The 21,309-nt window shown below is 68.2% G+C and carries 24 protein-coding genes; 15 read left to right on the forward strand and 9 right to left on the reverse strand.

Going from position 1 to position 21,309, the window contains the following annotated elements; genetic code table 11:
- On the reverse strand, window positions 1-126 hold a 126-nt coding region (locus tag CJ301_RS17000), incomplete at its 3' end, for a GTP-binding protein (RefSeq protein ID WP_254050150.1).
- Between the two features lie 152 nt (window positions 127-278).
- Window positions 279-2,597 (reverse strand): DNA topoisomerase IV subunit A, encoded by a 2,319-nt coding sequence (gene parC / locus CJ301_RS17005; protein ID WP_099278551.1) that lies wholly within the window; start codon window positions 2,595-2,597, stop codon window positions 279-281.
- Here parC and CJ301_RS18890 point away from each other — a divergent pair.
- The 10 genes from CJ301_RS18890 to CJ301_RS17050 all read left to right on the forward strand — a co-directional run bounded on the left by CJ301_RS18890 (window position 2,596) and on the right by CJ301_RS17050 (window position 10,368).
- The gene (locus tag CJ301_RS18890; protein WP_162620596.1) at window positions 2,596-2,739 is read left to right on the forward strand and encodes a hypothetical protein; all 144 of its coding nucleotides are present in this window, start codon (window positions 2,596-2,598) and stop codon (window positions 2,737-2,739) included. The two genes, parC and CJ301_RS18890, sit on opposite strands and share 2 nt — an antisense overlap.
- Window positions 2,736-3,239 (forward strand): SH3 domain-containing protein, encoded by a 504-nt coding sequence (locus CJ301_RS17010; RefSeq protein ID WP_099278552.1) that lies wholly within the window; start codon window positions 2,736-2,738, stop codon window positions 3,237-3,239. Before CJ301_RS18890 ends, CJ301_RS17010 begins: the two co-directional genes overlap by 4 nt.
- Window positions 3,240-3,329: 90 nt before the next feature.
- The gene (locus CJ301_RS17015) at window positions 3,330-4,160 is read left to right on the forward strand and encodes an SDR family oxidoreductase (RefSeq protein WP_099278553.1); all 831 of its coding nucleotides are present in this window, start codon (window positions 3,330-3,332) and stop codon (window positions 4,158-4,160) included.
- A gap of 74 nt (window positions 4,161-4,234) precedes the next feature.
- Window positions 4,235-4,438, forward strand: a complete 204-nt coding sequence (locus tag CJ301_RS17020) for a twin transmembrane helix small protein (RefSeq protein WP_099278554.1) — start codon at window positions 4,235-4,237, stop codon at window positions 4,436-4,438.
- The gene (locus CJ301_RS17025) at window positions 4,438-5,010 is read left to right on the forward strand and encodes a cob(I)yrinic acid a,c-diamide adenosyltransferase (protein ID WP_099278555.1); all 573 of its coding nucleotides are present in this window, start codon (window positions 4,438-4,440) and stop codon (window positions 5,008-5,010) included. The genes CJ301_RS17020 and CJ301_RS17025 overlap by 1 nt, the downstream gene beginning before the upstream one ends.
- A gap of 87 nt (window positions 5,011-5,097) precedes the next feature.
- Complete coding sequence (locus CJ301_RS17030) at window positions 5,098-6,069, forward strand: calcium-binding protein (protein WP_099278556.1); 972 nt, start codon at window positions 5,098-5,100, stop codon at window positions 6,067-6,069.
- A 169-nt stretch (window positions 6,070-6,238) separates the two neighbouring features.
- A complete protein-coding gene (rpsO, locus tag CJ301_RS17035; protein ID WP_099278557.1) occupies window positions 6,239-6,508 on the forward strand; it encodes a 30S ribosomal protein S15 in 270 nt (89 codons plus the stop codon).
- A 186-nt stretch (window positions 6,509-6,694) separates the two neighbouring features.
- Entirely contained in the window at window positions 6,695-8,827 is a 2,133-nt protein-coding gene (gene pnp / locus CJ301_RS17040; protein WP_099278558.1) for a polyribonucleotide nucleotidyltransferase, read from the forward strand.
- 173 nt (window positions 8,828-9,000) lie between these two features.
- Complete coding sequence (locus CJ301_RS17045) at window positions 9,001-9,657, forward strand: hypothetical protein (protein WP_099278559.1); 657 nt, start codon at window positions 9,001-9,003, stop codon at window positions 9,655-9,657.
- A gap of 147 nt (window positions 9,658-9,804) precedes the next feature.
- Window positions 9,805-10,368, forward strand: coding sequence for a L,D-transpeptidase (locus CJ301_RS17050; protein WP_099278560.1), 564 nt, complete (start codon window positions 9,805-9,807; stop codon window positions 10,366-10,368).
- 37 nt (window positions 10,369-10,405) lie between these two features.
- Here the strand turns inward: CJ301_RS17050 and CJ301_RS17055 are convergent, their stop codons facing one another.
- Entirely contained in the window at window positions 10,406-11,059 is a 654-nt protein-coding gene (locus tag CJ301_RS17055; protein WP_099278561.1) for a peroxiredoxin, read from the reverse strand.
- Window positions 11,060-11,179: 120 nt separating this feature from the next.
- Here CJ301_RS17055 and CJ301_RS17060 point away from each other — a divergent pair, with 120 nt between their 5' ends.
- Both CJ301_RS17060 and CJ301_RS17065 read left to right on the forward strand, forming a co-directional pair.
- On the forward strand, window positions 11,180-12,628 hold the full coding sequence (locus CJ301_RS17060) for an aldehyde dehydrogenase family protein (protein WP_099278562.1): 1,449 nt from the start codon (window positions 11,180-11,182) through the stop codon (window positions 12,626-12,628).
- Between the two features lie 155 nt (window positions 12,629-12,783).
- Entirely contained in the window at window positions 12,784-13,716 is a 933-nt protein-coding gene (locus CJ301_RS17065; protein WP_099278563.1) for a ring-cleaving dioxygenase, read from the forward strand.
- Between the two features lie 28 nt (window positions 13,717-13,744).
- On the opposite strand, the gene CJ301_RS17070 is transcribed toward CJ301_RS17065, so the two are convergent.
- The 4 genes from CJ301_RS17070 to hspQ form a co-directional block, all read right to left on the reverse strand.
- On the reverse strand, window positions 13,745-14,431 hold the full coding sequence (locus CJ301_RS17070) for an RluA family pseudouridine synthase (RefSeq protein ID WP_099278564.1): 687 nt from the start codon (window positions 14,429-14,431) through the stop codon (window positions 13,745-13,747).
- Window positions 14,415-14,993, reverse strand: a complete 579-nt coding sequence (locus CJ301_RS17075) for a helix-turn-helix domain-containing protein (protein ID WP_099278565.1) — start codon at window positions 14,991-14,993, stop codon at window positions 14,415-14,417. The genes CJ301_RS17070 and CJ301_RS17075 overlap by 17 nt, the downstream gene beginning before the upstream one ends.
- 67 nt (window positions 14,994-15,060) lie before the next feature.
- Window positions 15,061-15,540, reverse strand: coding sequence for a GAF domain-containing protein (locus CJ301_RS17080; RefSeq protein ID WP_099278566.1), 480 nt, complete (start codon window positions 15,538-15,540; stop codon window positions 15,061-15,063).
- Window positions 15,541-15,616: 76 nt separating this feature from the next.
- Complete coding sequence (gene hspQ / locus CJ301_RS17085; RefSeq protein ID WP_099278567.1) at window positions 15,617-15,943, reverse strand: heat shock protein HspQ; 327 nt, start codon at window positions 15,941-15,943, stop codon at window positions 15,617-15,619.
- An 83-nt stretch (window positions 15,944-16,026) separates the two neighbouring features.
- On the opposite strand from hspQ, the gene CJ301_RS17090 reads away from it, so the two are divergent.
- The 3 genes from CJ301_RS17090 (at window position 16,027) to CJ301_RS17100 (ending at window position 18,747) form a co-directional block, all read left to right on the forward strand.
- Entirely contained in the window at window positions 16,027-16,911 is an 885-nt protein-coding gene (locus CJ301_RS17090) for an AEC family transporter (RefSeq protein ID WP_099278568.1), read from the forward strand.
- A gap of 73 nt (window positions 16,912-16,984) precedes the next feature.
- The gene (locus CJ301_RS17095) at window positions 16,985-17,569 is read left to right on the forward strand and encodes a transglycosylase SLT domain-containing protein (RefSeq protein WP_173812385.1); all 585 of its coding nucleotides are present in this window, start codon (window positions 16,985-16,987) and stop codon (window positions 17,567-17,569) included.
- 131 nt (window positions 17,570-17,700) lie between these two features.
- Window positions 17,701-18,747, forward strand: coding sequence for a hypothetical protein (locus CJ301_RS17100; protein ID WP_099278570.1), 1,047 nt, complete (start codon window positions 17,701-17,703; stop codon window positions 18,745-18,747).
- An 88-nt stretch (window positions 18,748-18,835) separates the two neighbouring features.
- Here the strand turns inward: CJ301_RS17100 and CJ301_RS17105 are convergent, their stop codons facing one another.
- Window positions 18,836-19,444 (reverse strand): LolA family protein, encoded by a 609-nt coding sequence (locus tag CJ301_RS17105; protein ID WP_099278571.1) that lies wholly within the window; start codon window positions 19,442-19,444, stop codon window positions 18,836-18,838.
- Window positions 19,445-19,667: 223 nt separating this feature from the next.
- The coding region (locus CJ301_RS17110; protein WP_254050191.1) for a DNA translocase FtsK at window positions 19,668-21,309 on the reverse strand (1,642 nt) is incomplete at its 5' end.

Genomic DNA, 21,309 nt, shown 5'->3' on the forward strand with positions numbered 1-21,309 from the left:
GTAAGCCTGGAAATCACCGAAATACTTGGTGATCGCCGCGGTCAGGGTGGTCTTGCCGTGGTCCACGTGACCGATGGTCCCGATGTTCACGTGCGGTTTGGTGCGTTCGAATTTAGCCTTTGCCATCTGCGCTGGCGCCTCGCGTGTTCGGGGGCCTTCGTCCGGCCCGGTTCGACATCGCGGGCGATGTATTTGCAATCGACGGGGAAATCAAGCGGCAAGAGGCGCGCGGCCCCATCCGGCCGCGCGCCTCCCCTGCCCCGAGACCGATCCGCGGATCAGTTGAAGCGGTTGTCGCGCGGGAAGCCGCGCGGCGCCATGCGCCCGGCGGTGGCGCGCTTGGCGGTCCAGTCGGCGAGGTCGGTCTGGGTCCGGGTGCGGCCCGCCGGGTCCTTCCAGACGAGCCCCGCCTCCATCTCGAAGGTGGTGGCGTCGGACAGGCCGCCATCCTTGTATTTCTGCAGCCGCACGCCCTTGCCGCGGGTCATCTCGGGCAGCTCCTCGATCGGGAAGACGAGCACCTTGCGGTTGTCGCCCACCACCGCCACCGCGTCGCCCGTGACCGGCTTGCAGATCTTGGCCACGACGTCGCCCTTGACGTTGAGCGCCTGCTTGCCGGCGCGGGTCTGGGCCAGCACCTCGTCCTCGTTGACGATGAAGCCGTCGCCCGCCGAGGAAGCGACCAGCAGCCGCCGCTCGGGACGGTGCAGGTGCAGCGCCACGATCTGCGCCTCGTTGGGCAGATCGACCATGAGGCGCAGCGGCTCGCCCATGCCGCGCCCGCCGGGCAGGCTGGTGGCGGAGATGGTGTAGAAGCGCCCGTTCGAGCCGAAGACCAGAAGCCGGTCGGTCGTCTCGGCGTGCAGGATGAAGCGGCCCTTGTCGCCATCCTTGAACTTCAGCTCGCTGTCGAGCGCGATGTGGCCCTTCATCGCCCGGATCCAGCCCATCTCGGAGCAGACGATGGTGATCGGCTCGCGCTCGATCATCGCCTCGATCGGCACGTCGGGGATCTCGGTGCCCTCGGCAAAGCCGGTGCGGCGCTGGCCGCCGGGCGAGGAATGCCCCATCAGCTTGCGCGTCTCGCGCAGCTGCTCGGAGATCGACTTCCACTGCAGATCCTCGGAGGCGAGCAGGTCCTCGAGCCCGGCGCGCTCCTGCATCAGCGCGTCCTGCTCCTTCAGAAGCTCCAGCTCTTCGAGACGGCGCAGGGAGCGCAGCCGCATGTTGAGGATCGCCTCGGCCTGCACCTCGGTGAGCCCACCGCCGCCCAGCGCCTCGCTCAGGGGCGAGCGGTAGTCGCGCTCGCTCACCGCGCGGATATGGTCGCGGTCCCAATCCTCGGCCATCAGCGCCTGCTTGGGCTGATCGTCGTAGCGGATGATGTCGATCACGCGGTCGAGGTTGAGAAAGGCGGTGATGAAGCCTTCGAGCACCTCGAGCCGGTGGTCGATCTTTTCCAGCCGGTGCCGCGAGCGGCGCGCCAGCACCTCGCGGCGATGGTCGAGAAAGGCGCGCAGCACCTCCTTCAGCGAGCAGACCTTGGGCGTCAGCCCGTCGATCAGCACGTTCATGTTGAGACCGAAGCGAATCTCGAGATCGCTGTTCTTGAACAACATCCCCATCATCATCTCGGGCTCGACCGATCTGGCGCGCGGCTCGAGCACGATGCGCACATCCTCGGCGCTTTCGTCGCGCACATCGGCCAGAAGCGGGATCTTGCGGGTCTGGATCAGCTCGGCCAGCCGCTCGATCAGCTTCGACTTCTGCACCTGGTAGGGGATCTCGGTGACCACCACCTGCCACTGGCCGCGGCCCAGCTCCTCGACCGCCCAGCGCGCGCGCAGGCGGAACGAGCCGCGCCCGGTGCGGTAGGCCTGAAGTATGTTCTCGCGCGGCTCGACCAGAACGCCGCCCGTCGGGAAATCGGGGCCCGGCACGAGGTCGACCAGCTTCTCGTCCGAGACGCCCGGCGTCCTGATCATGTAGAGGCAGGCCTCGATCAGCTCGTGCAGGTTGTGCGGCGGGATGTTGGTCGCCATGCCGACGGCGATGCCCGATGAGCCGTTGGCGAGCAGGTTCGGGAAGGCGGCGGGCATCACCACGGGCTCGGTCAGCGTGCCGTCGTAATTGGCGCGGAAATCGACCGCGTTCTCGGTCAGCCCTTCCATCAGCGCCTCGGCGGCGGCGGTCAGGCGGGCCTCGGTGTAGCGGGCGGCGGCGGGGTTGTCGCCGTCGATATTGCCGAAATTGCCCTGCCCGTCGACGAGCGGGTAGCGCACCGCGAAATCCTGCGCGAGGCGGGCCATCGCGTCGTAGATCGCGGCGTCGCCATGCGGGTGGTAGTTGCCCATCACGTCGCCCGAGATCTTGGCCGATTTGCGAAAACCCCCGGTGGAGGAGAGCTTCAGCTCGCGCATGGCATAGAGGATGCGGCGATGCACGGGTTTGAGCCCGTCGCGCGCATCGGGCAGCGCCCGGTTCATGATCGTGGAGAGCGCGTAGTTCAGATAGCGCTCGCCTAGGGCGCGGCGCAGCGGCTCGCTCGGGTCCTGCTCCGGCAGGGCCGGGAGGGCGTCGTCAAGGGGGTCTGGCATGAAAAGCTTCCTATCGACGGGAACCATCGGCGTAAAGTCGCGGTTGGGTGAGCAACGGGTCAGCAAGAACCTGCACAGCGGCGCGCGTCACGCGGCAGTGACCGGCTCCGGCAGGGATGAGCAGAACAAGAGGTTGTCATGAAACACGTTTTCGGTATCGGTGCCACCTTCCTGCTGCTGGGTGTGGGCTATTACGAAATGTCCGGCGGCGCCGATTTCCAACCGCAGACGATGATCGGCGCGGTGCAGGCCGGCACCCCCTCCCCCGAGACGATCGCGCAACATGACATCGAGCGCGCCGAGTCGGGCATTCCCGTCACCGCGATGCGCGAATTCCCCGAGAATGTCGAGCTGATCTCGGCCTCCTTCATGCCCAGGTCGCCCGAACCCGCCGTCACGCAGGAGGCCGCCACGCCGGCGATCGCCGATGCCGAAGCGGCGTTCGACCTGCGCCAGGTCAGCGGCGACTGGGTCAACATGCGCCAGGGCCCCGGCACCGGTCATGCCGTGCTCGACACGCTGCCGCGCGGCACCAAGGCCAGGCTGATCGAAAGCGCGGATGGCTGGGCCCGGATCGAGATCACCACCACCGGCGAGACCGGCTGGATGTCCGAACGCCTGCTGGCCCCCGTCGAAAGCTGACCCTCCTTCCGACCTGCCGAAAAAGGCGCCCTCTTCCCGGGGGGCGCCTTTTTCGTTGCGCGGATGCGCCGCGCGGGCCATGAGCGGGGCATGACCTCAGAGCGCACCCTTCTCGTCACCGGCTCCTCCTCCGGCATCGGCCTCACCGCCGCGCGGCAGATGCGCGCGCGCGGCTGGCGCGTCTTCGCCTCCTGCCGGGCCGAGGCCGATTGCGAGAGGCTGCGGGCCGAGGGCTTCGAGGCGCCGCGGCTCGATTATGCCGACCCCGGCAGCGTTTCCTCTGCGCTGGCGCAGGTCCTCGACGCCACCGGCGGGCGGCTCGATGCGCTTTACAACAACGGCGCCTTCGCCTGCCCCGGCGCGGTCGAGGATCTGCCGCGCGAGGCGCTGCGCGAGATCTTCGAGGCCAATCTCTTCGGCTGGCACGACCTGACGCGACAGGCGATCCCGGTGATGCGGGCGCAAGGGCATGGGCGGATCGTCAACTGCTCCTCGGTGCTGGGGCTGGTGGGGGTGAAGTGGCGCGGCGCCTATGTCGCGACCAAGTTCGCGCTGGAGGGGCTGACGGACGTGCTGCGGCTCGAGATGGCGGGGACCGGCATCCATGTCAGCCTGATCGAGCCCGGCCCCGTCACCTCGCGCATCCGCGCCAATTCGATCCCGCATTTCGAGCGCTGGATCGACTGGAAGGGCTCGGCCCGGCGCGCGGAATACGAGGGCCTGTTGCACCGGCTCTACGGCGAGCGCGGCCCCGACCGGTTCGAGCTGCCGCCCGAGGCGGTGGCGGAGCGGCTTGCGCATGCGCTGGAGGCCCCGCGCCCGCAGGCGCGCTACTACGTCACCGCGCCGACCTATCTTTCGGGCACGCTGCGGCGGCTCCTGCCCACCCGGGCGCTCGACTGGGTGGTTTCGCGCGGCTGACCCCCGCGACACCGCGTCCGCTTTGCCCCGGCGGCCCGGGACCCTAGATCAGGGGCAACCGCGAAAGGCCCGACATGCTGCAAGATCCGCTTCTCATTCTCGTCCTCGTCGCCGTGGGGATCGTCGCCGCCATCCTGATGTTCGGGGTCGGCACCTTCGGCAGGGGCGGCGAGTTCAACCGCAAGCACGCCAACCGCCTCATGCGCTGGCGCATCGGCGCGCAGTTCGTGGCGGTGCTGCTGATCCTGCTCTACATCTTTCTCAGGGGGCTGAACTGATGGTCGTGCTCAACCGCATCTACACCCGCACCGGCGACAAGGGCGACACCGCGCTTGGCGATGGCAGCCGCCGGGCCAAGGACGATCTGCGGATCGAGGCTTATGGCACGGTCGACGAGACCAACGCCGCGACGGGGCTGGCGCGGCTGCATGCATCGGGCGAGATGGAGGCGGCGCTGGGCCGGATTCAGAACGACCTGTTCGACCTGGGCGCCGATCTGTGCCGCCCCGCGCCCGAGCGCGACGGCGAGGCCCCCTACCCGGTGCTGCGCATGGTGGCCGAGCAGACCGAGCGGCTGGAGCGCGAGATCGACGCGATGAACGAGAGCCTCGCGCCGCTCAGGAGCTTCGTGCTGCCCGGTGGCTCGGCGCTGGCGGCGCATCTGCATCTGTGCCGCACCGTTTCGCGCCGGGCCGAGCGGCTGGCCGTGGCGCTGGGCCGCGCCGAGGCGGTGAACGAGCATGCCACGCGCTATCTCAACCGGCTGTCGGACTGGTTCTTCGTCGCCTCGCGCGCGGCCAATGCCGATGGCGCGGGCGACGTGCTGTGGCAGCCCGGCGCCAACCGCTGACAAGCCCGGCTTAACCCTGCGCCCCGATTTCGCGCCGGGAAGGGGCCGCGCCATGCTACACGGTCTCCTGCCCTCGCGGAGATCGCCATGCTTGCTCTCATCGGATTGATCGGCCTCGCCATGACCGGCGCGGCCCTGCTGCCCACGACCCAGATCGAGGAGCCGCCCGATCCGGCCGAGGACGAGGCCGAGGCGCGCGACCCCGCGCCCGACATGCTGCCGCTCGACGGCGCGCCGGGCTTCGATGCCGCCGATGCCGGAACGCCTTTGCCTGGAGAGGCCCCGGCCAACGCCCTACACGAGGGCGCCACCGGGGCGGCGGAGCCGCAGCGCCTTTCGGCGGAGGGCACCGCGCGGCCCGACGTGATCTTCGGCACCCCCGGATCGGACGACATCGACGCCGGGGCGGGCCATGACCATGTCGATCTGCGCGATGGCGACGACCGGGCCCATGGCGGCGCGGGCGCGGACGAGATGCATGGCGGCCGGGGCGATGACGCGCTTTGGGGCGATGAGGACGAGGACGCGCTCTGGGGCCATGTGGGCGACGACATGATATGGGGCGGGGCCGGGGATGACAGGCTCTCTGGCGGCGACGGCGCCGACCTGCTGCGCGGCGACGCGGGCGAGGATGCGCTGGCGGGGGATCTGGGCGATGACGATCTCGACGGCGGCGCGGGGCGCGACGTGTTGCATGGCGGCGCGGGCGACGATCTTCTGTCGGGTGCGGGCGACGGCGCGGCCGACTGGCTCAATGGCGGCGACGGCGCCGACGAGATCCATGCCGGGGCGGGCGACACGGCGCATGGCGGCACGGGGGGCGATCTCTTCGCGCTGCGCAGCGCGCAGGCGGGCGAAGCGGCGGTGATCGTCGATTTCGACGCGGCGCAGGACCAGGTCATGGTGCTGCATCCGCCCGGCCTCGTGCCCGAGCTGACGGCCGAAGCCGTGCCAGAGGGGCTCTTGCTGCGCGCGGACGGCGCGGCGCTGGTGCGGCTCGACGGCGTCTCGGCGCTGGCGCCCGGCGCGGTGGTCTTCCTGACCGACAGCGCCGCCTGAGGCCGCACGCCGCCGCACGGCCCCCCCGCGCAACGGGCTTTCCTTTTCGGCCATTTTCCCTTATGGGCACGCAACCGCCGTTCCGTTTCGGAAGGGCGGTTGCTCCATGGGCCCTGCTGGACGACATCCCGGCTTGCGCCATCACCCTCATCCTAAAAAGGAGACCCCGATGTCGATCACCGTGGAAGACAAGGCCAAGGTCGTCAGCGAATTCGCCACCAAGGAGGGCGACACCGGTTCGCCCGAGGTGCAGGTCGCGATCCTGACCTCGCGCATCGCGACCCTGACCGAGCACTTCAAGACCCACAAGAAGGACAACCACGGCCGCCGTGGCCTTCTCAAGATGGTGGCTCGCCGCCGCAAGCTTCTCGACTACGTCAAGAACAAGGACGTCGAGCGCTACCGGGCCCTGATCGGCCGCCTCGGCATCCGCCGCTAAGGTTTTTGGGACCGCGCCTTCGGACGCGGTCCCTTCTCTATCCGGGATGGCGCGGACCGGGCTCGCCCCGCGCCACGGACCAAGAAGAGCCAGGGGCATCCGGCCCCTCCGCAACCCGCCCCCAGGGATTGTTCACGCATTAGGGGGGCACAAGGGCCCGAAGGTCGGGCCAGAATGGAAAAGACGATGTTTCACGATGTGAAAAAATCGATCCAGTGGGGCGAAGAGACGCTGACGCTGGAAACCGGCAAGGTCGCGCGTCAGGCCGACGGCTCGGTCATCGCCACGCTGGGCGAGACCTCGGTGATGGCCAACGTCACCTTCGCCAAGGCGCCGAAGCCCGGTCAGGACTTCTTTCCCCTGACCGTCCACTACCAGGAAAAATACTACGCCGCCGGCAAGATCCCGGGCGGCTTCTTCAAGCGCGAGGCGCGCCCGACCGAGAAGGAGACGCTGACCGCGCGCCTGATCGACCGGCCGATCCGCCCGCTCTTCGTGCCGGGCTTCAAGAACGAAGTGCTGGTGATGTGCACCGTGCTCAGCCACGACCTCGTCAACGATCCCGACATCGTGGCGATGATCGCGGCCTCCGCCGCGCTGACCATCTCGGGCGCGCCCTTCATGGGCCCGATCGCGGGTGCGCGCGTGGGCTATGTCGATGGCGACTACGTGCTGAACCCGACCGTCGACGACATGCAGAACCTGCGCGCCAACCCCGAGCAGCGCCTCGATCTCGTGGTCGCGGGCACCAAGGACGCGGTCATGATGGTCGAGTCCGAGGCCTATGAGCTGACCGAGGACGAGATGCTCGGCGCCGTGACCTTTGCGCATGAGCAGATCCAGCCGGTGATCGACCTGATCATCGACCTGGCCGAAGAGACCGCCAAGGAGCCCTTCGACTTCACCCCGCCGGACTACTCGGAGCTGTTCGAGGCCGTGAAAGCCGCCGGTGAAGACAAGATGCGCGCCGCCTTCGCGATCACCGACAAGCAGGAGCGCACCGCCGCCGTGGCGAATGCCCGCGAGGAGATCAAGGCGCAGCTTTCGGAAGAGCAGCTCGAGGACGCCAATCTCGGCTCCGCGATGAAGAAGCTCGAATCGACCGTGCTGCGCGGCGACGTGGTGAAGAAGGGCAACCGCATCGACGGGCGCAACCTCGACACCGTGCGCGACATCGTGGCCGAAACCGGCATGCTGCCGCGCACCCATGGCTCGGCGCTGTTCACCCGCGGCGAGACGCAGGCGTTGGTGGTCACCACGCTCGGGACCGGCGATGACGAGCAGTTCATCGACGCGCTGCACGGCAACTTCAAATCGAACTTCCTGCTGCACTACAACTTCCCCCCCTACTCGGTGGGCGAAGTGGGCCGCGTGGGCTCTCCGGGCCGCCGCGAGATCGGCCATGGCAAGCTCGCCTGGCGCGCGCTGCAGGCGGTGCTCCCGGCGCCGACCGACTTCCCCTACACCATCCGCCTCGTCTCGGAGATCACCGAATCGAACGGCTCCTCCTCCATGGCTTCGGTCTGCGGCGGGTCGCTGGCGATGATGGATGCGGGCGTGCCGCTCAAGGGCGCGGTCGCGGGCGTGGCCATGGGCCTCGTGCTGGAGGATGACGGCTCCTACGCGGTGCTGACCGACATCCTTGGCGACGAGGACCACCTCGGCGACATGGACTTCAAGGTCGCCGGCACCGAAGAGGGCATCACCTCGCTGCAGATGGACATCAAGGTCGCGGGCATCACGCCCGAGATCATGAAGAAGGCGCTGGCGCAGGCCAAGCAGGGCCGTCTGCACATCCTTGGCGAGATGAACAAGGCGCTTTCGGGTGCTGCGGACTTCTCGGTCCACGCCCCGCGCATCGAGACGATGCAGATCCCGACCGACAAGATCCGCGAAGTGATCGGCTCGGGCGGCAAGGTGATCCGCGAGATCGTCGAGGTCTCGGGCGCCAAGGTCGACATCAACGATGACGGCGTGATCAAGATCGCCTCCGCCAATGGCGAGGCCATCCAGAAGGCCTATGACATGATCTACTCGATCGTGGCCGAGCCCGAGGAAGGCAAGATCTACAAGGGCACGGTCGTCAAGCTCGTCGATTTCGGCGCCTTCGTGAACTTCTTCGGCAAGCGCGACGGCCTCGTGCATGTCAGCCAGATCGAGAACCGCCGCCTGAACCATCCTTCGGACGTGCTGAAGGAAGGCCAGGAGGTCTGGGTCAAGCTCTTGGGCTTCGACGATCGCGGCAAGGTGCGCCTGTCGATGAAGGTCGTCGACCAGGAGACCGGCGAAGAGGCCAAGGCCGACGCGCAGGCCGAGTGAGGCCACGCATCACGCATGACCAGGAAAAGGGGCCTTCGGGCCCCTTTTTCGTGGCCGCTGCAATGCGGCGAAAGAGACACACGGAATTGTGACCAATCCGTGGCCATACGACTTCGGGTTGAACGCGGCATGGCCGTTTCGGCAGATGCGCCTGCAATCAACAAGGACCGCAGATGACCCGTAGCCTCCCCCTCGCCGCCGCCCTTTTCCTGTCCGCCGCCGCTGCGCAGGCGCAATCCGTCGAAGGCGCCTCCGCCGGCTTCGGCATCTCGACTTTCGGCCTTTACGGCTCCGCCGCCTATGAGGTGATGCCGAAACTGCGCCTGCGCGGCGTCCTGACCGGCATCCCGGATTTCGAGTTCGAAGGCGACGAGGATGACTTCGGCACCGACATCACCGCCGATGGCAGCCTTGGCGGGATCGCGGCGCTGGCCGATTACTACCCCCGCAATGGCGGCTTCCGGGTCTCGGGCGGTCTCTTCTTTGCCGACAGCACCCTCAACGGCAGCGGCACCGGCTTCGAGGCGGATGACGGCGAGACCTATGACGACGCCCGGATCGACGCCTCGATGCGCTTCGAGAACGAAGTCGCGCCGATGCTGAGCATCGGTTATGTCAGCGGCGGCGCGCGCGGCTGGGGCTTCGAAAGCGAGCTGGGCCTGATCGGCATCGGCGGCGTCGAGGTCACGCTCGACGGCAGCAGCGGCGACGATTCGGTGGATGCCGAGTTCGAGCAGGACCTGCAGGACATGGAAGACGACGCCAACGAGATGGGCGGCGATCTCGTGGTCTATCCCTGGCTCTCGCTCGGCGTCAGCTACCGCTTCTGAGCCGCATCGAGGCTTTCGTTTCGCGAGGGGCGTGGCGGCAACGCCGCGTCCCCTTTCCCGAACTCCTCCCCCTGCCCGCCCCGATCCGTGCTATCTTTTCGTATCGAGCAACGCCAAAGGGCCGCAGAGCCCGGCATGGAGGCAGGCATGGAACTGACGAGACGCGGCATGATCGCCGCTGCTGCGGCCACGGTCGCAACCGGGCCGGTGCTGGCGGCCCCTCCCCGCGTGGTCAAGATCCCGCGCGACTGGCTCCCCACCGAGATCAATGTCAACGAAGCGCTGGCACCGGGCCAGATCCATGTGCGCATCGCCCAGAACCGGCTCTACTGGACCCTGGGCCATGGCCGGGCGATCCGCTATGTCGTGGCGCTGGGCGCGGCGGGGCGCAATTTCGCGGGCACGGCGCAGGTGGCGCGCAAGGCCGAATGGCCGGCCTGGACCCCGACGGCCAACATGATCCGCCACGAACCAGACATCTACGGCCCCTATGCGGGCGGCCTGCCGGGCGGGCATGCGCGCAACCCGCTGGGGTCGCGCGCGCTCTACCTCTACCGCCAGGGCCGCGACACGCTCTACCGCATCCACGGCACGCCGCAGCCCTGGACCATGGGGCGCAAGTTCTCATCGGGCTGCGTGCGGCTGATCAACGAGCATGTCGAGGATCTCTACGACCGGGTGCCGCTCGGCACGACCGTCGTGGTCGCCTGAGGCGTATGGGGCGCCCCCAAGGGCACCCCACACGGCCTTACTGCGGCGCCTTGGTCAGGCGCAGATAGGGCAGCACCGTCTCGAACTCGCCGAACTTGGCCTTGGCCTCCTCGTCCGACAGCGCCGGCGGGATCACCACGTCCTGCCCCACCTGCCAGTCGGCCGGCGTTGCCACGCCCTTGCCGGTCGAGAGCTGCAGCGCGTCGAGCGCGCGCAGCACCTCGCCGAAATTGCGGCCCACCGTCATCGGGTAGGTCAGCGACAGCTTGAGCTGCTTGTCGGGGCCGATGATGAACACCGCCCGCACCGTGGCGCTGTCATTGGGGGTGCGCCCGTCGGGCAGGTAGGCCTCGGCGGGCAGCATGTCGAAGGCCTTGGACAGCTCGAGCCCGTCATCGGCGACGATGGGAAACTGCGGCGCGGCGCCGCCCGCCTTCTCGATGTCGGCCTTCCAGCGCTTGTGCTCCTCGACCCCGTCGACCGAAACGCCGAGCACCTTGGTGCCGCGCTTGTCCCATTCGGACTGAAGCCGGGCCACGGCGCCGAACTCGGTGGTGCAGACGGGGGTGAAATCCTTGGGGTGGCTGAAGATGATCGCCCAGCCCTCGCCGACCCAGTCATGCAGGGCAAAGCTGCCCTGGTCGGTGGTCACGGTCAGGTTCGGGATCTCGTCATTGATGCGCAGGGCCATGTTCGCCTCCAAGTTCACTGTCAGACCCGGTCTACATAGGAGCCCGTAGCGCCGCCCGCCATAGCTTGCAGGCGGCAATCGCCGGTGCCACTCTGCGCGGCGATACCGGAGGAGATATCCATGATCGAGAAACGCGAGTTCTACATCGATGGCCAGTGGCGCGCCCCGGACGCAGCCCGTGATTGCGAGGTGATCGACCCTTCGACCGAAGAGCCCTGCGCCGTCATCTCGCTCGGGGGCCAGGCCGACACCGACGCCGCCGTCGCCGCCGCGCTGCGCGCGGGCCCCGGCTGGCGCGCCACCCCGCCCGCAGAGCGCCGCGCCGTGGTCGAGCGCATTCTCGAGCAATACGAGGCCCGCAAGGAAGACCTCGCCCAGGCGATCAGCCTCGAGATGGGCGCGCCGATCGATCTGGCGCGCAAGTCGCAGGCCGCCGCGCTCAAGGGCCACACCAGGAACTTCCTGCGCGCCTTCGATCAGCTCGAATGGCTGCGCCCCTTGGGCGATCACGCCCCCGACACGATGATCTCGCTGGAGCCGATCGGCGTGGTCGGGCTGATCACGCCGTGGAACTGGCCGATGAACCAGGTCTCGCTCAAGGTGATCCCGGCGCTTCTGGCGGGCTGCACCATCGTGCTCAAGCCCTCCGAGGAGGCGCCGCTGTCCTCGATCGTCTTTGCGGAGATGCTGGATGCGGCGGGCGTGCCGGCGGGGGTGTTCAACCTCGTCAATGGCGACGGCGCGGGCGTGGGCACGCAGCTGTCGACGCATGAGGACGTGCAGATGATCTCCTTCACCGGCTCGACCCGCGCGGGCCGCGCCATCTCCAAGGCCGCGGCCGAGACGCTCAAGCGCGTGACGCTGGAGCTGGGCGGCAAGGGCGCGAACCTCGTCTTTGCCGATGCGGGCGAGGAAGCGGTCAAGCGCGGCGTGCAGCACTGCATGCAGAACACCGGGCAGTCCTGCAACGCGCCGACGCGGATGCTTGTCGAGCGCGGCTTTTACGACGAGGCGGTCGAGATCGCGGCGCGCACCGCGCAGGAGACCGCCGTGGGCCCCGCGAGCCAGGAGGGCCGCCATATCGGCCCCTTGGTCAACAGGACCCAGTGGGAGAAGGTGCAAGGGCTGATCGAGACCGGCATCAGCGAGGGCGCGCGGCTCGTCGCGGGCGGGCCGGGCCTGCCCGAAGGGGTCAATCGCGGCTTCTTCGTGCGGCCCACGGTGTTCGCCGATGTCAGCCGCGACATGACCATCGCAAAGGAGGAGATCTTCGGCCCCGTCCTGTCGATCATGCCCTTCGAGGACGAGGCGGAGGCGATCGAGATCGCCAATGACACGCCCTATGGCCTCACCAACTACGTGCAGAGCGCCGATCCGGCGCGGCGCAACCGGCTCGCGCTCGCCCTGCGCTCGGGCATGGTCGAGATGAACGGCCGCCCGCGCGGCGCGGGCGCGCCCTTTGGCGGCGTCGGCCAGTCGGGCCGCGCGCGCGAAGGCGGCATCTGGGGGGTCGAGGAGTTCCTCGAGGTGAAGGCGATCTCGGGCTGGGGCCTCGACGCGGCGGAGTGATCCTGCCGGGCGCGCCATGGCTAGCGCGCCTTTCCCTCCCTTCCCCTCGCCGTGCCCGTGGCCTGCGCATCCGCGCACCATTCCGGCGCTCCGGGCGGGGATGGTGCATGATCCCGCTCGGCCTATCTTTGCTCCGACATCAAAGGAGCCACGCCATGCTGACCCAGATCCGCGGCCTTCACCACGTCACCTCGATGGCGTCGGGGGCCCGTGCCAACAACGCCTTCTTCACCGAAACGCTCGGCCTGCGCCGGGTCAAGAAGACGGTGAATTTCGATGCGCCGGACGTCTATCACCTCTATTACGGCGACGAGATCGGCACGCCGGGCACGGTGATGACCTATTTCCCCTTTCCCGATGCCGCACGCGGTCGCCGCGGCGCGGGCGAGGTGGCGCTGACCTCCTTTTCCGTGCCCGAGGGCAGCCTCGACGCCTGGCAGGCCCGGCTCGAGGCGCACGGAGTACCGAACATCGCCCGCGACACCGCCTTCGGCGCGGCGCGGCTGCTGTTCGACGGGCCGGATGGCGAGCGGCTGGCGCTGGTCGAGACGGCGCAGGACGACCGCGCGCCATGGACCGGCGGCGGCGTGGAGGCGGAGATCGCGATCCGCGGCTTTCACTCGGTCGAGATGCTGCTGCGCGATGCGGGGCCGACGGCCGAGCTTCTGGAGTTCATGGGCTATCGCGAGACCGCGCGCGAGGGCGCGGTGACGCGCTACGAGATCGAGGGCGGCAACCCGGCGCGCGCCATCGACATCCGCACCGATCCGGCCGCGCCGCGCGCGCAGCAGGGCGCGGGCTCGGTGCATCACATCGCCTTTTCGGTGGAGAGCCGCGCGGTGCAGGCCGAGGCGGCCGAAAAGCTGGCGCAGGCGGGTTGGCCCACCACGCCGCAGATCGACCGCGACTATTTTCACGCCATCTACTTCCGCAGCCCCGGCGGCGTGCTGTTCGAGGTGGCGACCGACGAGCCCGGCTTTGATCGCGACGAGGAGCGCGCGCATCTGGGCGAGGCGCTGAAGCTGCCGCGCCAGCACGAGCATCTGCGCGCCGAGTTGGAGCGCAGCCTGGAGCCGCTCGAAGGCTGAATCGCGCCCCCTGCGCCCAGAATGGCGCCTAGAACGGCGCCTTGGCCCTGAAGCGCACGCCGCGCCCGCCATCGGGGTGGCGGAATTGCAGCGTCTCGGAATGCAGCATCAGCCGGGGATGATCGTCGCGCGCCGCGCCTTCGGCATAGAAGGGATCGCCGAGGATCGGGTGCCCCAGCGCCAGCATGTGCACGCGCAGCTGGTGGCTGCGGCCCGTTTTCGGGCTGAGCCGCACCCGGCTTTCCGTCTCGTTCGCGCGCAGCACGCGCCAGTCGGTCACCGCCTGCCGCCCGTTCTCGTGATCGACCCTTTGGCGCGGACGGTTGGGCCAATCGACGGCGAGCGGCAGGTCGACCGTGCCGCTTTCGGGCGCGAGACGGCCCTCCACCCGCGCGACATAGGTCTTCTTGGTCTGGCGCTTTTCGAATTGCAGGCCGAGATGGCGCTGGGCATGGGGGGTGAGCGCGAAGACCATGACGCCCGAGGTGTCGCGGTCGAGCCGGTGCACCAGCAGCGCGGTCGGAAACGCCTCCTGCACCCGGCTCAGCAGGCAATCGGCCAGATGCGCACCCTTGCCCGGCACCGAAAGCAGCCCCGCCGGCTTGTCGACGATCAGCAGCTCGTGATCCTCATGCACCACGACGAGCGGCCCCATGGGCGGGTCGTAGGCGCTGCCGAAATCGGGGCTGGGCGGGGTGTCAGGCGTCTGGCTCATCGGGCAGCGGTGCCACCACCCAGATCACCGTGCAAGGGGTATCGTGCGGATTGAGCCATGACAGCGGCTCGCCCCGGCACCAGAAGCTGCTGCCGGGACGGACCACGTGATGCCGCCCGCCGATCCAGATCTCGAATTCCCCTTCCAGCACCAGCCCCATTTCGAGCCGCCCCTCCCCGCTCGACTGGCGCGAGGCCGAGCGCGCGCCCAAGGTGGAGCGGTAGAACTCGATCCCGTCCATCACCGGCACCAGCAGGTCGTCGAGCGCGCCGGTATTGTCGGCCTCGATCACCCGCCGCTGCGCGGCGTCCAGCACGTCGCGCGCCGTCTTGTCGAGCTGCGGCTGATGGCGGAACAGCTCGGATATGGGCATGTCGAAGGCGCGGGCGAAACCGGCCAGATCCTCGTAATCAGGCTGGGACCGGCCCCGCTCCACCTGGCTGACCCAGCCGATGGAGCGCTGCATCAGCGCCGCCAGATCCGCGATTCTCAGGCCCCGCGACATTCGCAAGCGGCGCAGATCCCGTCCCAGATCGCCCCCTTCGGGCGAAGCTTCACTCATAAACCCTGTCCTTTAGTACAGGCAACACGCGGCTTGTCCTGCAATTCGCGTCGGGCCGCAAACCCTTTCAGACTCCTTTCGTTCGAAGATGCGCGGAAAACACGGATGCGAGCAGCGCTTCGAGGCGCGTGGCGTCCTGCGCCTTAAAGGCGGCGGGGCGGTCGCTGTCTATGTCGAGCACGGCGAAGACCTCGCCTCGGGCGTCCTTGAGGGGAATCACCAGCTCCGAGCGGGTCGAGGCGGCGCAGGCGATATGGCCCGGAAACGCCTCGACATCGGCGACGAGCTGGGTCGTGCCGCTGCGCGCCGCCGCGCCGCAGACGCCGCGGTCGAAGGGGATGACGAGGCAGCCATGCCCGCCCTGATAGGGGCCGATCTTGAGAAGGCCGGGTTCGGTCACCCGGTAGAAGCCGGTCCAGTCGAAGCGCTCATCGGCATGGTGCAGCTCGCAGGCCAGCGTCGCCATCAGCGCGATCTCGTCGGTCTCGCCCTCGGTCAGCGCAAGGATGCGGTCGCGCAGCTCCTCGAACGGCATGGTCATCGTCATCGGCAGGCTCCGTGGCTGGTCAATGCAGCACTCTGCACCGCCCGTCTCACCACGCGCAAGTCATCGCCGCATGGGATCAGTTCAGATCAACCTGCAGCGGGTAATGCCCGTCCTCGAAGGGGCCGAACAGATCGTCGAGATCGGGGTGATCGACCGGCTCGCCGGAATAATCGGCCACGAGGTTCTGCTCGGAGACATAGGCGACATAGTAGCTCTGGGCGTTCTCGGCCAGCAGGTGGTAATAGGGCTGTCCCTTGGCCGGGCGGCTGTCCTCGGGAATGGCGAGGTACCATTCCTCCGAGTTCGAGAAGATCGCGTCCACGTCGAAGACAACGCCGCGGAACGGATGCTTGCGGTGGCGCACCACCTGCCCGAGGGCATATTTCGCGCGAGACTTCAGCATGGCAGACCATCCTTTCCACCAGTATTACCCGCAAAGCCCCTCACAGGTCCATGCGAGGTGGTCAAGTGGGGGAGAAACAGTCCGTGAACCTGATCCTGACAGTGCTCGAGATCACCGCGCCGGTCTTTGCGCTGGCCTGCATCGGCTTTGTCTGGGTGCGGCTGGGGCTGGCCTATGACGTGCCCTTCGTCAGCCGCATGGCGATGACGATCTCGGTGCCCTGCCTGATCTTCGTGGCCCTGATGCAGACCGAGATCGACCCCGCGGCGCTGGCGACGCTCTCGCTCGCCTCCGCGGCGAGCTACGCGCTTTTGGCGGCGCTGCTGGCGCTGCTGCTGGCGCTGTTGCGGCTCGACATGCCGACCTATCTCGCGCCGCTGATCTTCGGCAATACCGGCAATGTCGGCCTGCCGCTGGCGCTGTTCGCCTTCGGCCAGGAGGGGCTGGGCTACGCGGTGGTGGTCTTTGCGGTGATGGCGATCGGCTCCTTCACCTTCGGGATCTGGCTGGTGGCGGGGCGCGGCTCTCTGGGCCGGGTGCTGCGCGAGCCGCTGGTCTGGAGCACGGTTCTGGGCGCGCTGTTCCTGTGGCGCGGCTGGCAGACGCCTAAGGTGGTGACCAACACGCTCGATCTGGTGGGGCAGATGGCGATCCCGCTGATGCTGATCACGCTCGGCGTGGCGGTGGCGCGGCTCAGGCCCGGCACGCTGGCGCTTTCGACCGGGCTGTCGGCGGTCAAGATCGCGCTTTGCGCCGCGGTGGCGGCGGGCTTCGGGCTGTGGTTCGGCCTGCCGCCCGTGGCCTTCGCGGTGCTGGTGCTGCAGATCTCGACCCCGGTCGCGGTGACCTCCTATCTTCTGGCCGAGAAATACGGCTCGGACGCGCAGGCGGTGGCGGGGCTCGTGGTCAGCTCGACCCTGCTTTCCGTGGCCGCCTTGCCGCTCATCCTTGCAATCGTGATCGCCTGAGCCGCCTTGGCCTGTTTCGCGGCGACCGAGCTTCGGCTAGGCTCACAAAAAAACGAGCAGTTGCGAGGGGCAGATGAGCAGACTCTTTCGCGCCATGATTCTGTTGGCCGTCCTGGCCGGATGCGGACCGCGCGATTTCGCCGCCCCGCGCGAGCTGGACGACGCCTGCAGCATCGTGCGCCAACATCCCGACTATCTCCGCGCCTTCAAGGCGACCGAGCGCAAATGGGGCGTGCCGGTCCCGGTGCAGATGGCGATCATCTACCAGGAGAGCAAATTCATCGGCAACGCGCGCACGCCGTTCCAATGGAAGCTCGGGGTGATTCCCGTAGGCCGGCAATCCTCGGCCTATGGCTACAGCCAGGCGCTCGACGGCACCTGGGACGAATATCTCGAACAGGAAGGCGGCTGGCGCCACAAGCGCGACAACATCCGTCACGCGACCAACTTCATGGGCTGGTACATGAACGGCACCAAGCGCGAGCTGGGCATCCCGCTTTACGACACGCGCAACCAGTATCTCGCCTATCACGACGGGCGCGCGGGCTACCGGCGCGGCACCTGGAAATCCAAAAGCTGGCTGATCAACGTCTCGGATTCGCTGGCGCGGCGCACCCTGCTCTACGACAGCCAGCTGCGCGCCTGCGGCAAGCGCTGAGAATGACGCGGCGATCGGGCGGTGCGGGCTTGCCAGCCCTGCCCGATCGCAGGACACTGCAGCGCCTTCACATCGATCGCGCAGGACGCAGGCCCGCGTGGCCCGCCCCTCCCGATCCCGGGAGTTAACGAATGCGATACGTCAAGAACTGGGCCGCCCTCGATTCGGGCCTGTCGCAGAAACCCTGGTTCGCCCCGCGCGCGGCGACCACGGTGGTCACCTACAGCTTCCATACCGAGCGCAACCTGCCCGCCCCCTCCGAGCTGTTCTACCAATCGGACCGGACCAAGGTGCTGACCGGACATCAGCAGGACCTCGTGCGCGGCGCGATGGACCGCTTCGAGGCGCTGGGCAACCTCGTCTTCGTCGAGACCGCGCGCGATGCCGCGATCAACATCCTCGGCGTCGAAGGCTCGGATTGGGGCGGCTGGTCGAGCTATCCGACCTATCGCGGGACGCTGGTGCTCGAAAGCATGTCCATGGGCACGATCCTGCACGAGATCGGCCATTCGCTCGGCTTCAAGCATCCCTTCGAGGACGAGGTGCGACTGCGCCCCGAACTCGACACCAAGGACATGACGATCATGTCCTATACCGGCTTTTCCGACATGCTGGGCCCGCTCGACGAGGTGGCGCTGCGCAAGTTCTATGGCCGGCCCGGCCAGACCGAGGAGTGGGAGATCGAGAGCCAGGGGCGGCGTGTCGTCATCCTCGGCGGGCGGGACGAGGATTCCATCCTCGGCGCGCGGAGCCGCAACGAGCTTCACGGCAAGGGCGGCGACGACCGATTGTTCGGCCATACCGAGCGCGACCGGCTGCATGGCGGCGCGGGCGACGACCGGCTCAAGGGCATGGAGGGGCGCGACGTGCTTTCGGGCGGCAAGGGGGACGACACGCTGTTCGGCATGTCCGGCAATGACAGGCTGACCGGCGGGCGGGGCGAGGATCTCTTCGTGTTCCGCCAGGGCGAGGGCACCGACAGGATCACCGATTTCAAGCCCGGCGCGGACCGGATCGAGATCCGCAACGGCGCCTCGGAGATCGACGATCTGTCGATGCGCCAGCGCGGCGAGGATGTCGTGATCCGCTTCGGCGACGGCCCCTACTGGAAGACCCGCATCATCGTCGAGGACAGCACGCTCGAAGAGATGCGCCAGGAAGACGTCTTCCTCTTCTGAACTCAGGCAATGACGCGGGGGGCGGCCTTTCCGGCCGCCCCCCGCGCGATGGCCGACGCCGGGCCGGGCGCGCGCCCGGCCCCGGGCGTCACCACTTGGCCATTTCGGAGCGGATGTTGAACTTCGCATCCGAGATGCCCGCCCCGGGGCGCAGATCGTTGAGCACCACGGTGGTCTTCTGCCCGGCATTGTCGGTGACGACCCATTGGCGCAGTTCGACCGGGTCGGCGGTGAAGACCATCTGGATCGAGCCCATCTCGGGCCGCGCCGGGTCCTGCGCGGTCACGGTGGTCTTGGTGCCGTCGGAGGTATGGCCCGTCACCATCCCGGCCCGGCCGAGATTGACGTTGCGCTCGAGGATGATGCTGAGCGGCGTCTGGTTGAGCGGATAGCGCTCGGGCCCGGTGTTGGAGCGCGCGTCGAACACCGCGACCTGCCCGCCACCGGCGATCATCATCGAGCGGTCGCCCGCATATTCGAAGCGGATCCGGCCTGGGCGCTTGATGTACATTTGCCCGGTCTGGATCGAGCCGTCGCCGTTGATCTGGGTGAAGCCGGAGGTCGCCGACTGGAGGCCGTTGAGATAGCCCGAGATCTCGCCCAGCGAAAGCTGACGGGCAAGCGCCGGCCCGGCGGCGACCGTCAGGGCGGCGGCGGCGGCGAGCGAGGCGAGGAAGCTGCGTCGGATCATGGTCATGGCTGGCGTGGTCCTTCATGTCGTGGCCCCCGTCGGATCGTCGGGGGGCGTCTTGGTCCTCGATATAGGGCCGGTCTGCCCGATTGTCCGGCGCTAGGCGATATCGCGCGGCCCGCCAGAGGATGACCGGCCATGAAAAAGGCCCCCTCCCCGGCGGGGTAGGGGGCCTAAGCCTTTGTTATCATTATGCCCGATCGCCGCTCACGGGGGGCTCGCGCCGATGTCAGTGCGCTTCGGGCACCAGCACCTCGCGCTTGCCGACATGGTTCGCGGCCGAGACCACGCCCTGATCCTCCATCTGCTCCACCAGCCGCGCCGCCTTGTTGTAGCCGATGGCGAGCTTGCGCTGGATGTAGGAGGTCGAGCATTTGCGGTCGCGCGCGACGATCTGCACCGCCTGATCGTAGAGCGCGTCCTCGCTGTCGGAGGCGGAGGTCGAGGAGCCGCCGCCGGCGAGGCCCAGCACCGCGTCGATGTCCGAGGACTTCTCCTCGTCCGGGCCCTCGACCACGCCGCCCACGTAGTCGGGCGGGCCGAAGCCCTTGAGGTAGGTCACGATCTCCTCGACCTCCTCGTCCGAGCAGAAGGGCCCGTGCACGCGGGTGATGCGCGAGCCGCCCGCCATGTAGAGCATGTCGCCCATGCCCAGGAGCTGCTCGGCGCCTTGTTCGCCAAGGATGGTGCGGCTGTCGATCTTCGAGGTGACCGAGAAGGAGATCCGGGTCGGGAAGTTGGCCTTGATCGTGCCGGTGATGACATCGACCGAGGGCCGCTGCGTCGCCATGATGAGGTGGATGCCCGACGCACGGGCCATCTGCGCGAGGCGCTGGATGCAGGCCTCGATCTCCTTGCCCGCGACCATCATCAGGTCGGCCATCTCGTCGACGATGACGACGATATAGGGCAGCACCTCGGGCTGGAACTCGTCGGTCTCGAAGATCGGGTCGCCCGTCTCCTCGTCGAAGCCGGTCTGCACGGTGCGCGAGAACATCTCGCCCTTGGACAGCGCGTCGCGCACCCGGCCATTGTAGCCGTCGATGTTGCGCACGCCCATCTTCGACATCTTGCGATAGCGCTCCTCCATCTCGCCCACGACCCATTTCAGGGCCACGACCGCCTTCTTGGGGTCGGTCACCACGGGCGAGAGGAGATGCGGGATGCCGTCATAGACGCTGAGTTCCAGCATCTTGGGGTCGATCATGATGAGCCGGCATTCCTCGGGCGAGAGCTTGTAGAGCAGCGACAGGATCATCGTGTTGATCGCCACCGACTTGCCCGAGCCGGTGGTGCCCGCGATCAGCAGATGCGGCATCTTGGCGAGGTTGGCGATGATCGGCTCGCCGCCGATATCCTTGCCGAGCGCCAGCGGCAGCTTCATCTGGTTGTCGCCGTAATCGCGCGCGGTGAGGATCTCGCGCAGCGCCACCATCTCGCGCCGGGCATTGGGCAGCTCGATGCCGATGACCGAGCGGCCCGGCACGGTCGAAACCCGCGCCGAGAGCGCCGACATGGAGCGCGCGATGTCGTCGGCGAGGCCGATCACGCGGCTCGCCTTGAGGCCCGGCGCGGGCTCCAGCTCGTACATGGTGACGACGGGGCCGGGGCGGACCGAGACGATCTCGCCCTTGACGCCGTAATCCTCGAGCACGCCTTCGAGCGTGCGGGCGTTTTCCTCGAGCTGCGCGTCGGGAAGGTGGTGCCTCTCGATCGCCGCCGGGTCCATCAGCAGATCGAGCGGCGGGTATTCATAATCGGGATAGGCCGCCTGCGGCGTGGCGGGCTGGCTCGGCGGCGGCACCGGGGCGGGCTGCGGCGCGGCGCGGGCGATCTCGGCGGCGGGGGCCACCGGCTGCGCCGGCGCGCGG

This window comes from Limimaricola cinnabarinus, assembly GCF_002723615.1.
Classification (GTDB): domain Bacteria; phylum Pseudomonadota; class Alphaproteobacteria; order Rhodobacterales; family Rhodobacteraceae; genus Limimaricola; species Limimaricola cinnabarinus_B.

Bases quoted from the DNA above. Each gene is read 5' to 3' on its own strand.
- rpsO (WP_099278557.1), top strand. From the start codon at position 6,239: ATGTCGATCACCGTGGAAGACAAGGCCAAGGTCGTCAGCGAATTCGCC.
- CJ301_RS17070 (WP_099278564.1), bottom strand. From the start codon at position 14,431: ATGAGCCAGACGCCTGACACCCCGCCCAGCCCCGATTTCGGCAGCGCC.
- CJ301_RS17080 (WP_099278566.1), bottom strand. From the start codon at position 15,540: ATGACGATGACCATGCCGTTCGAGGAGCTGCGCGACCGCATCCTTGCG.
- CJ301_RS18890 (WP_162620596.1), top strand. From the start codon at position 2,596: ATGAAAAGCTTCCTATCGACGGGAACCATCGGCGTAAAGTCGCGGTTG.
- CJ301_RS17100 (WP_099278570.1), top strand. From the start codon at position 17,701: ATGCGATACGTCAAGAACTGGGCCGCCCTCGATTCGGGCCTGTCGCAG.
- CJ301_RS17055 (WP_099278561.1), bottom strand. From the start codon at position 11,059: ATGGCCCTGCGCATCAATGACGAGATCCCGAACCTGACCGTGACCACC.
- CJ301_RS17075 (WP_099278565.1), bottom strand. From the start codon at position 14,993: ATGAGTGAAGCTTCGCCCGAAGGGGGCGATCTGGGACGGGATCTGCGC.
- CJ301_RS17065 (WP_099278563.1), top strand. From the start codon at position 12,784: ATGCTGACCCAGATCCGCGGCCTTCACCACGTCACCTCGATGGCGTCG.
- CJ301_RS17015 (WP_099278553.1), top strand. From the start codon at position 3,330: ATGACCTCAGAGCGCACCCTTCTCGTCACCGGCTCCTCCTCCGGCATC.
- parC (WP_099278551.1), bottom strand. From the start codon at position 2,597: ATGCCAGACCCCCTTGACGACGCCCTCCCGGCCCTGCCGGAGCAGGAC.
- CJ301_RS17060 (WP_099278562.1), top strand. From the start codon at position 11,180: ATGATCGAGAAACGCGAGTTCTACATCGATGGCCAGTGGCGCGCCCCG.
- CJ301_RS17030 (WP_099278556.1), top strand. From the start codon at position 5,098: ATGCTTGCTCTCATCGGATTGATCGGCCTCGCCATGACCGGCGCGGCC.
- hspQ (WP_099278567.1), bottom strand. From the start codon at position 15,943: ATGCTGAAGTCTCGCGCGAAATATGCCCTCGGGCAGGTGGTGCGCCAC.
- CJ301_RS17020 (WP_099278554.1), top strand. From the start codon at position 4,235: ATGCTGCAAGATCCGCTTCTCATTCTCGTCCTCGTCGCCGTGGGGATC.
- CJ301_RS17105 (WP_099278571.1), bottom strand. From the start codon at position 19,444: ATGACCATGATCCGACGCAGCTTCCTCGCCTCGCTCGCCGCCGCCGCC.
- CJ301_RS17045 (WP_099278559.1), top strand. From the start codon at position 9,001: ATGACCCGTAGCCTCCCCCTCGCCGCCGCCCTTTTCCTGTCCGCCGCC.
- pnp (WP_099278558.1), top strand. From the start codon at position 6,695: ATGTTTCACGATGTGAAAAAATCGATCCAGTGGGGCGAAGAGACGCTG.
- CJ301_RS17095 (WP_173812385.1), top strand. From the start codon at position 16,985: ATGAGCAGACTCTTTCGCGCCATGATTCTGTTGGCCGTCCTGGCCGGA.
- CJ301_RS17025 (WP_099278555.1), top strand. From the start codon at position 4,438: ATGGTCGTGCTCAACCGCATCTACACCCGCACCGGCGACAAGGGCGAC.
- CJ301_RS17010 (WP_099278552.1), top strand. From the start codon at position 2,736: ATGAAACACGTTTTCGGTATCGGTGCCACCTTCCTGCTGCTGGGTGTG.
- CJ301_RS17050 (WP_099278560.1), top strand. From the start codon at position 9,805: ATGGAACTGACGAGACGCGGCATGATCGCCGCTGCTGCGGCCACGGTC.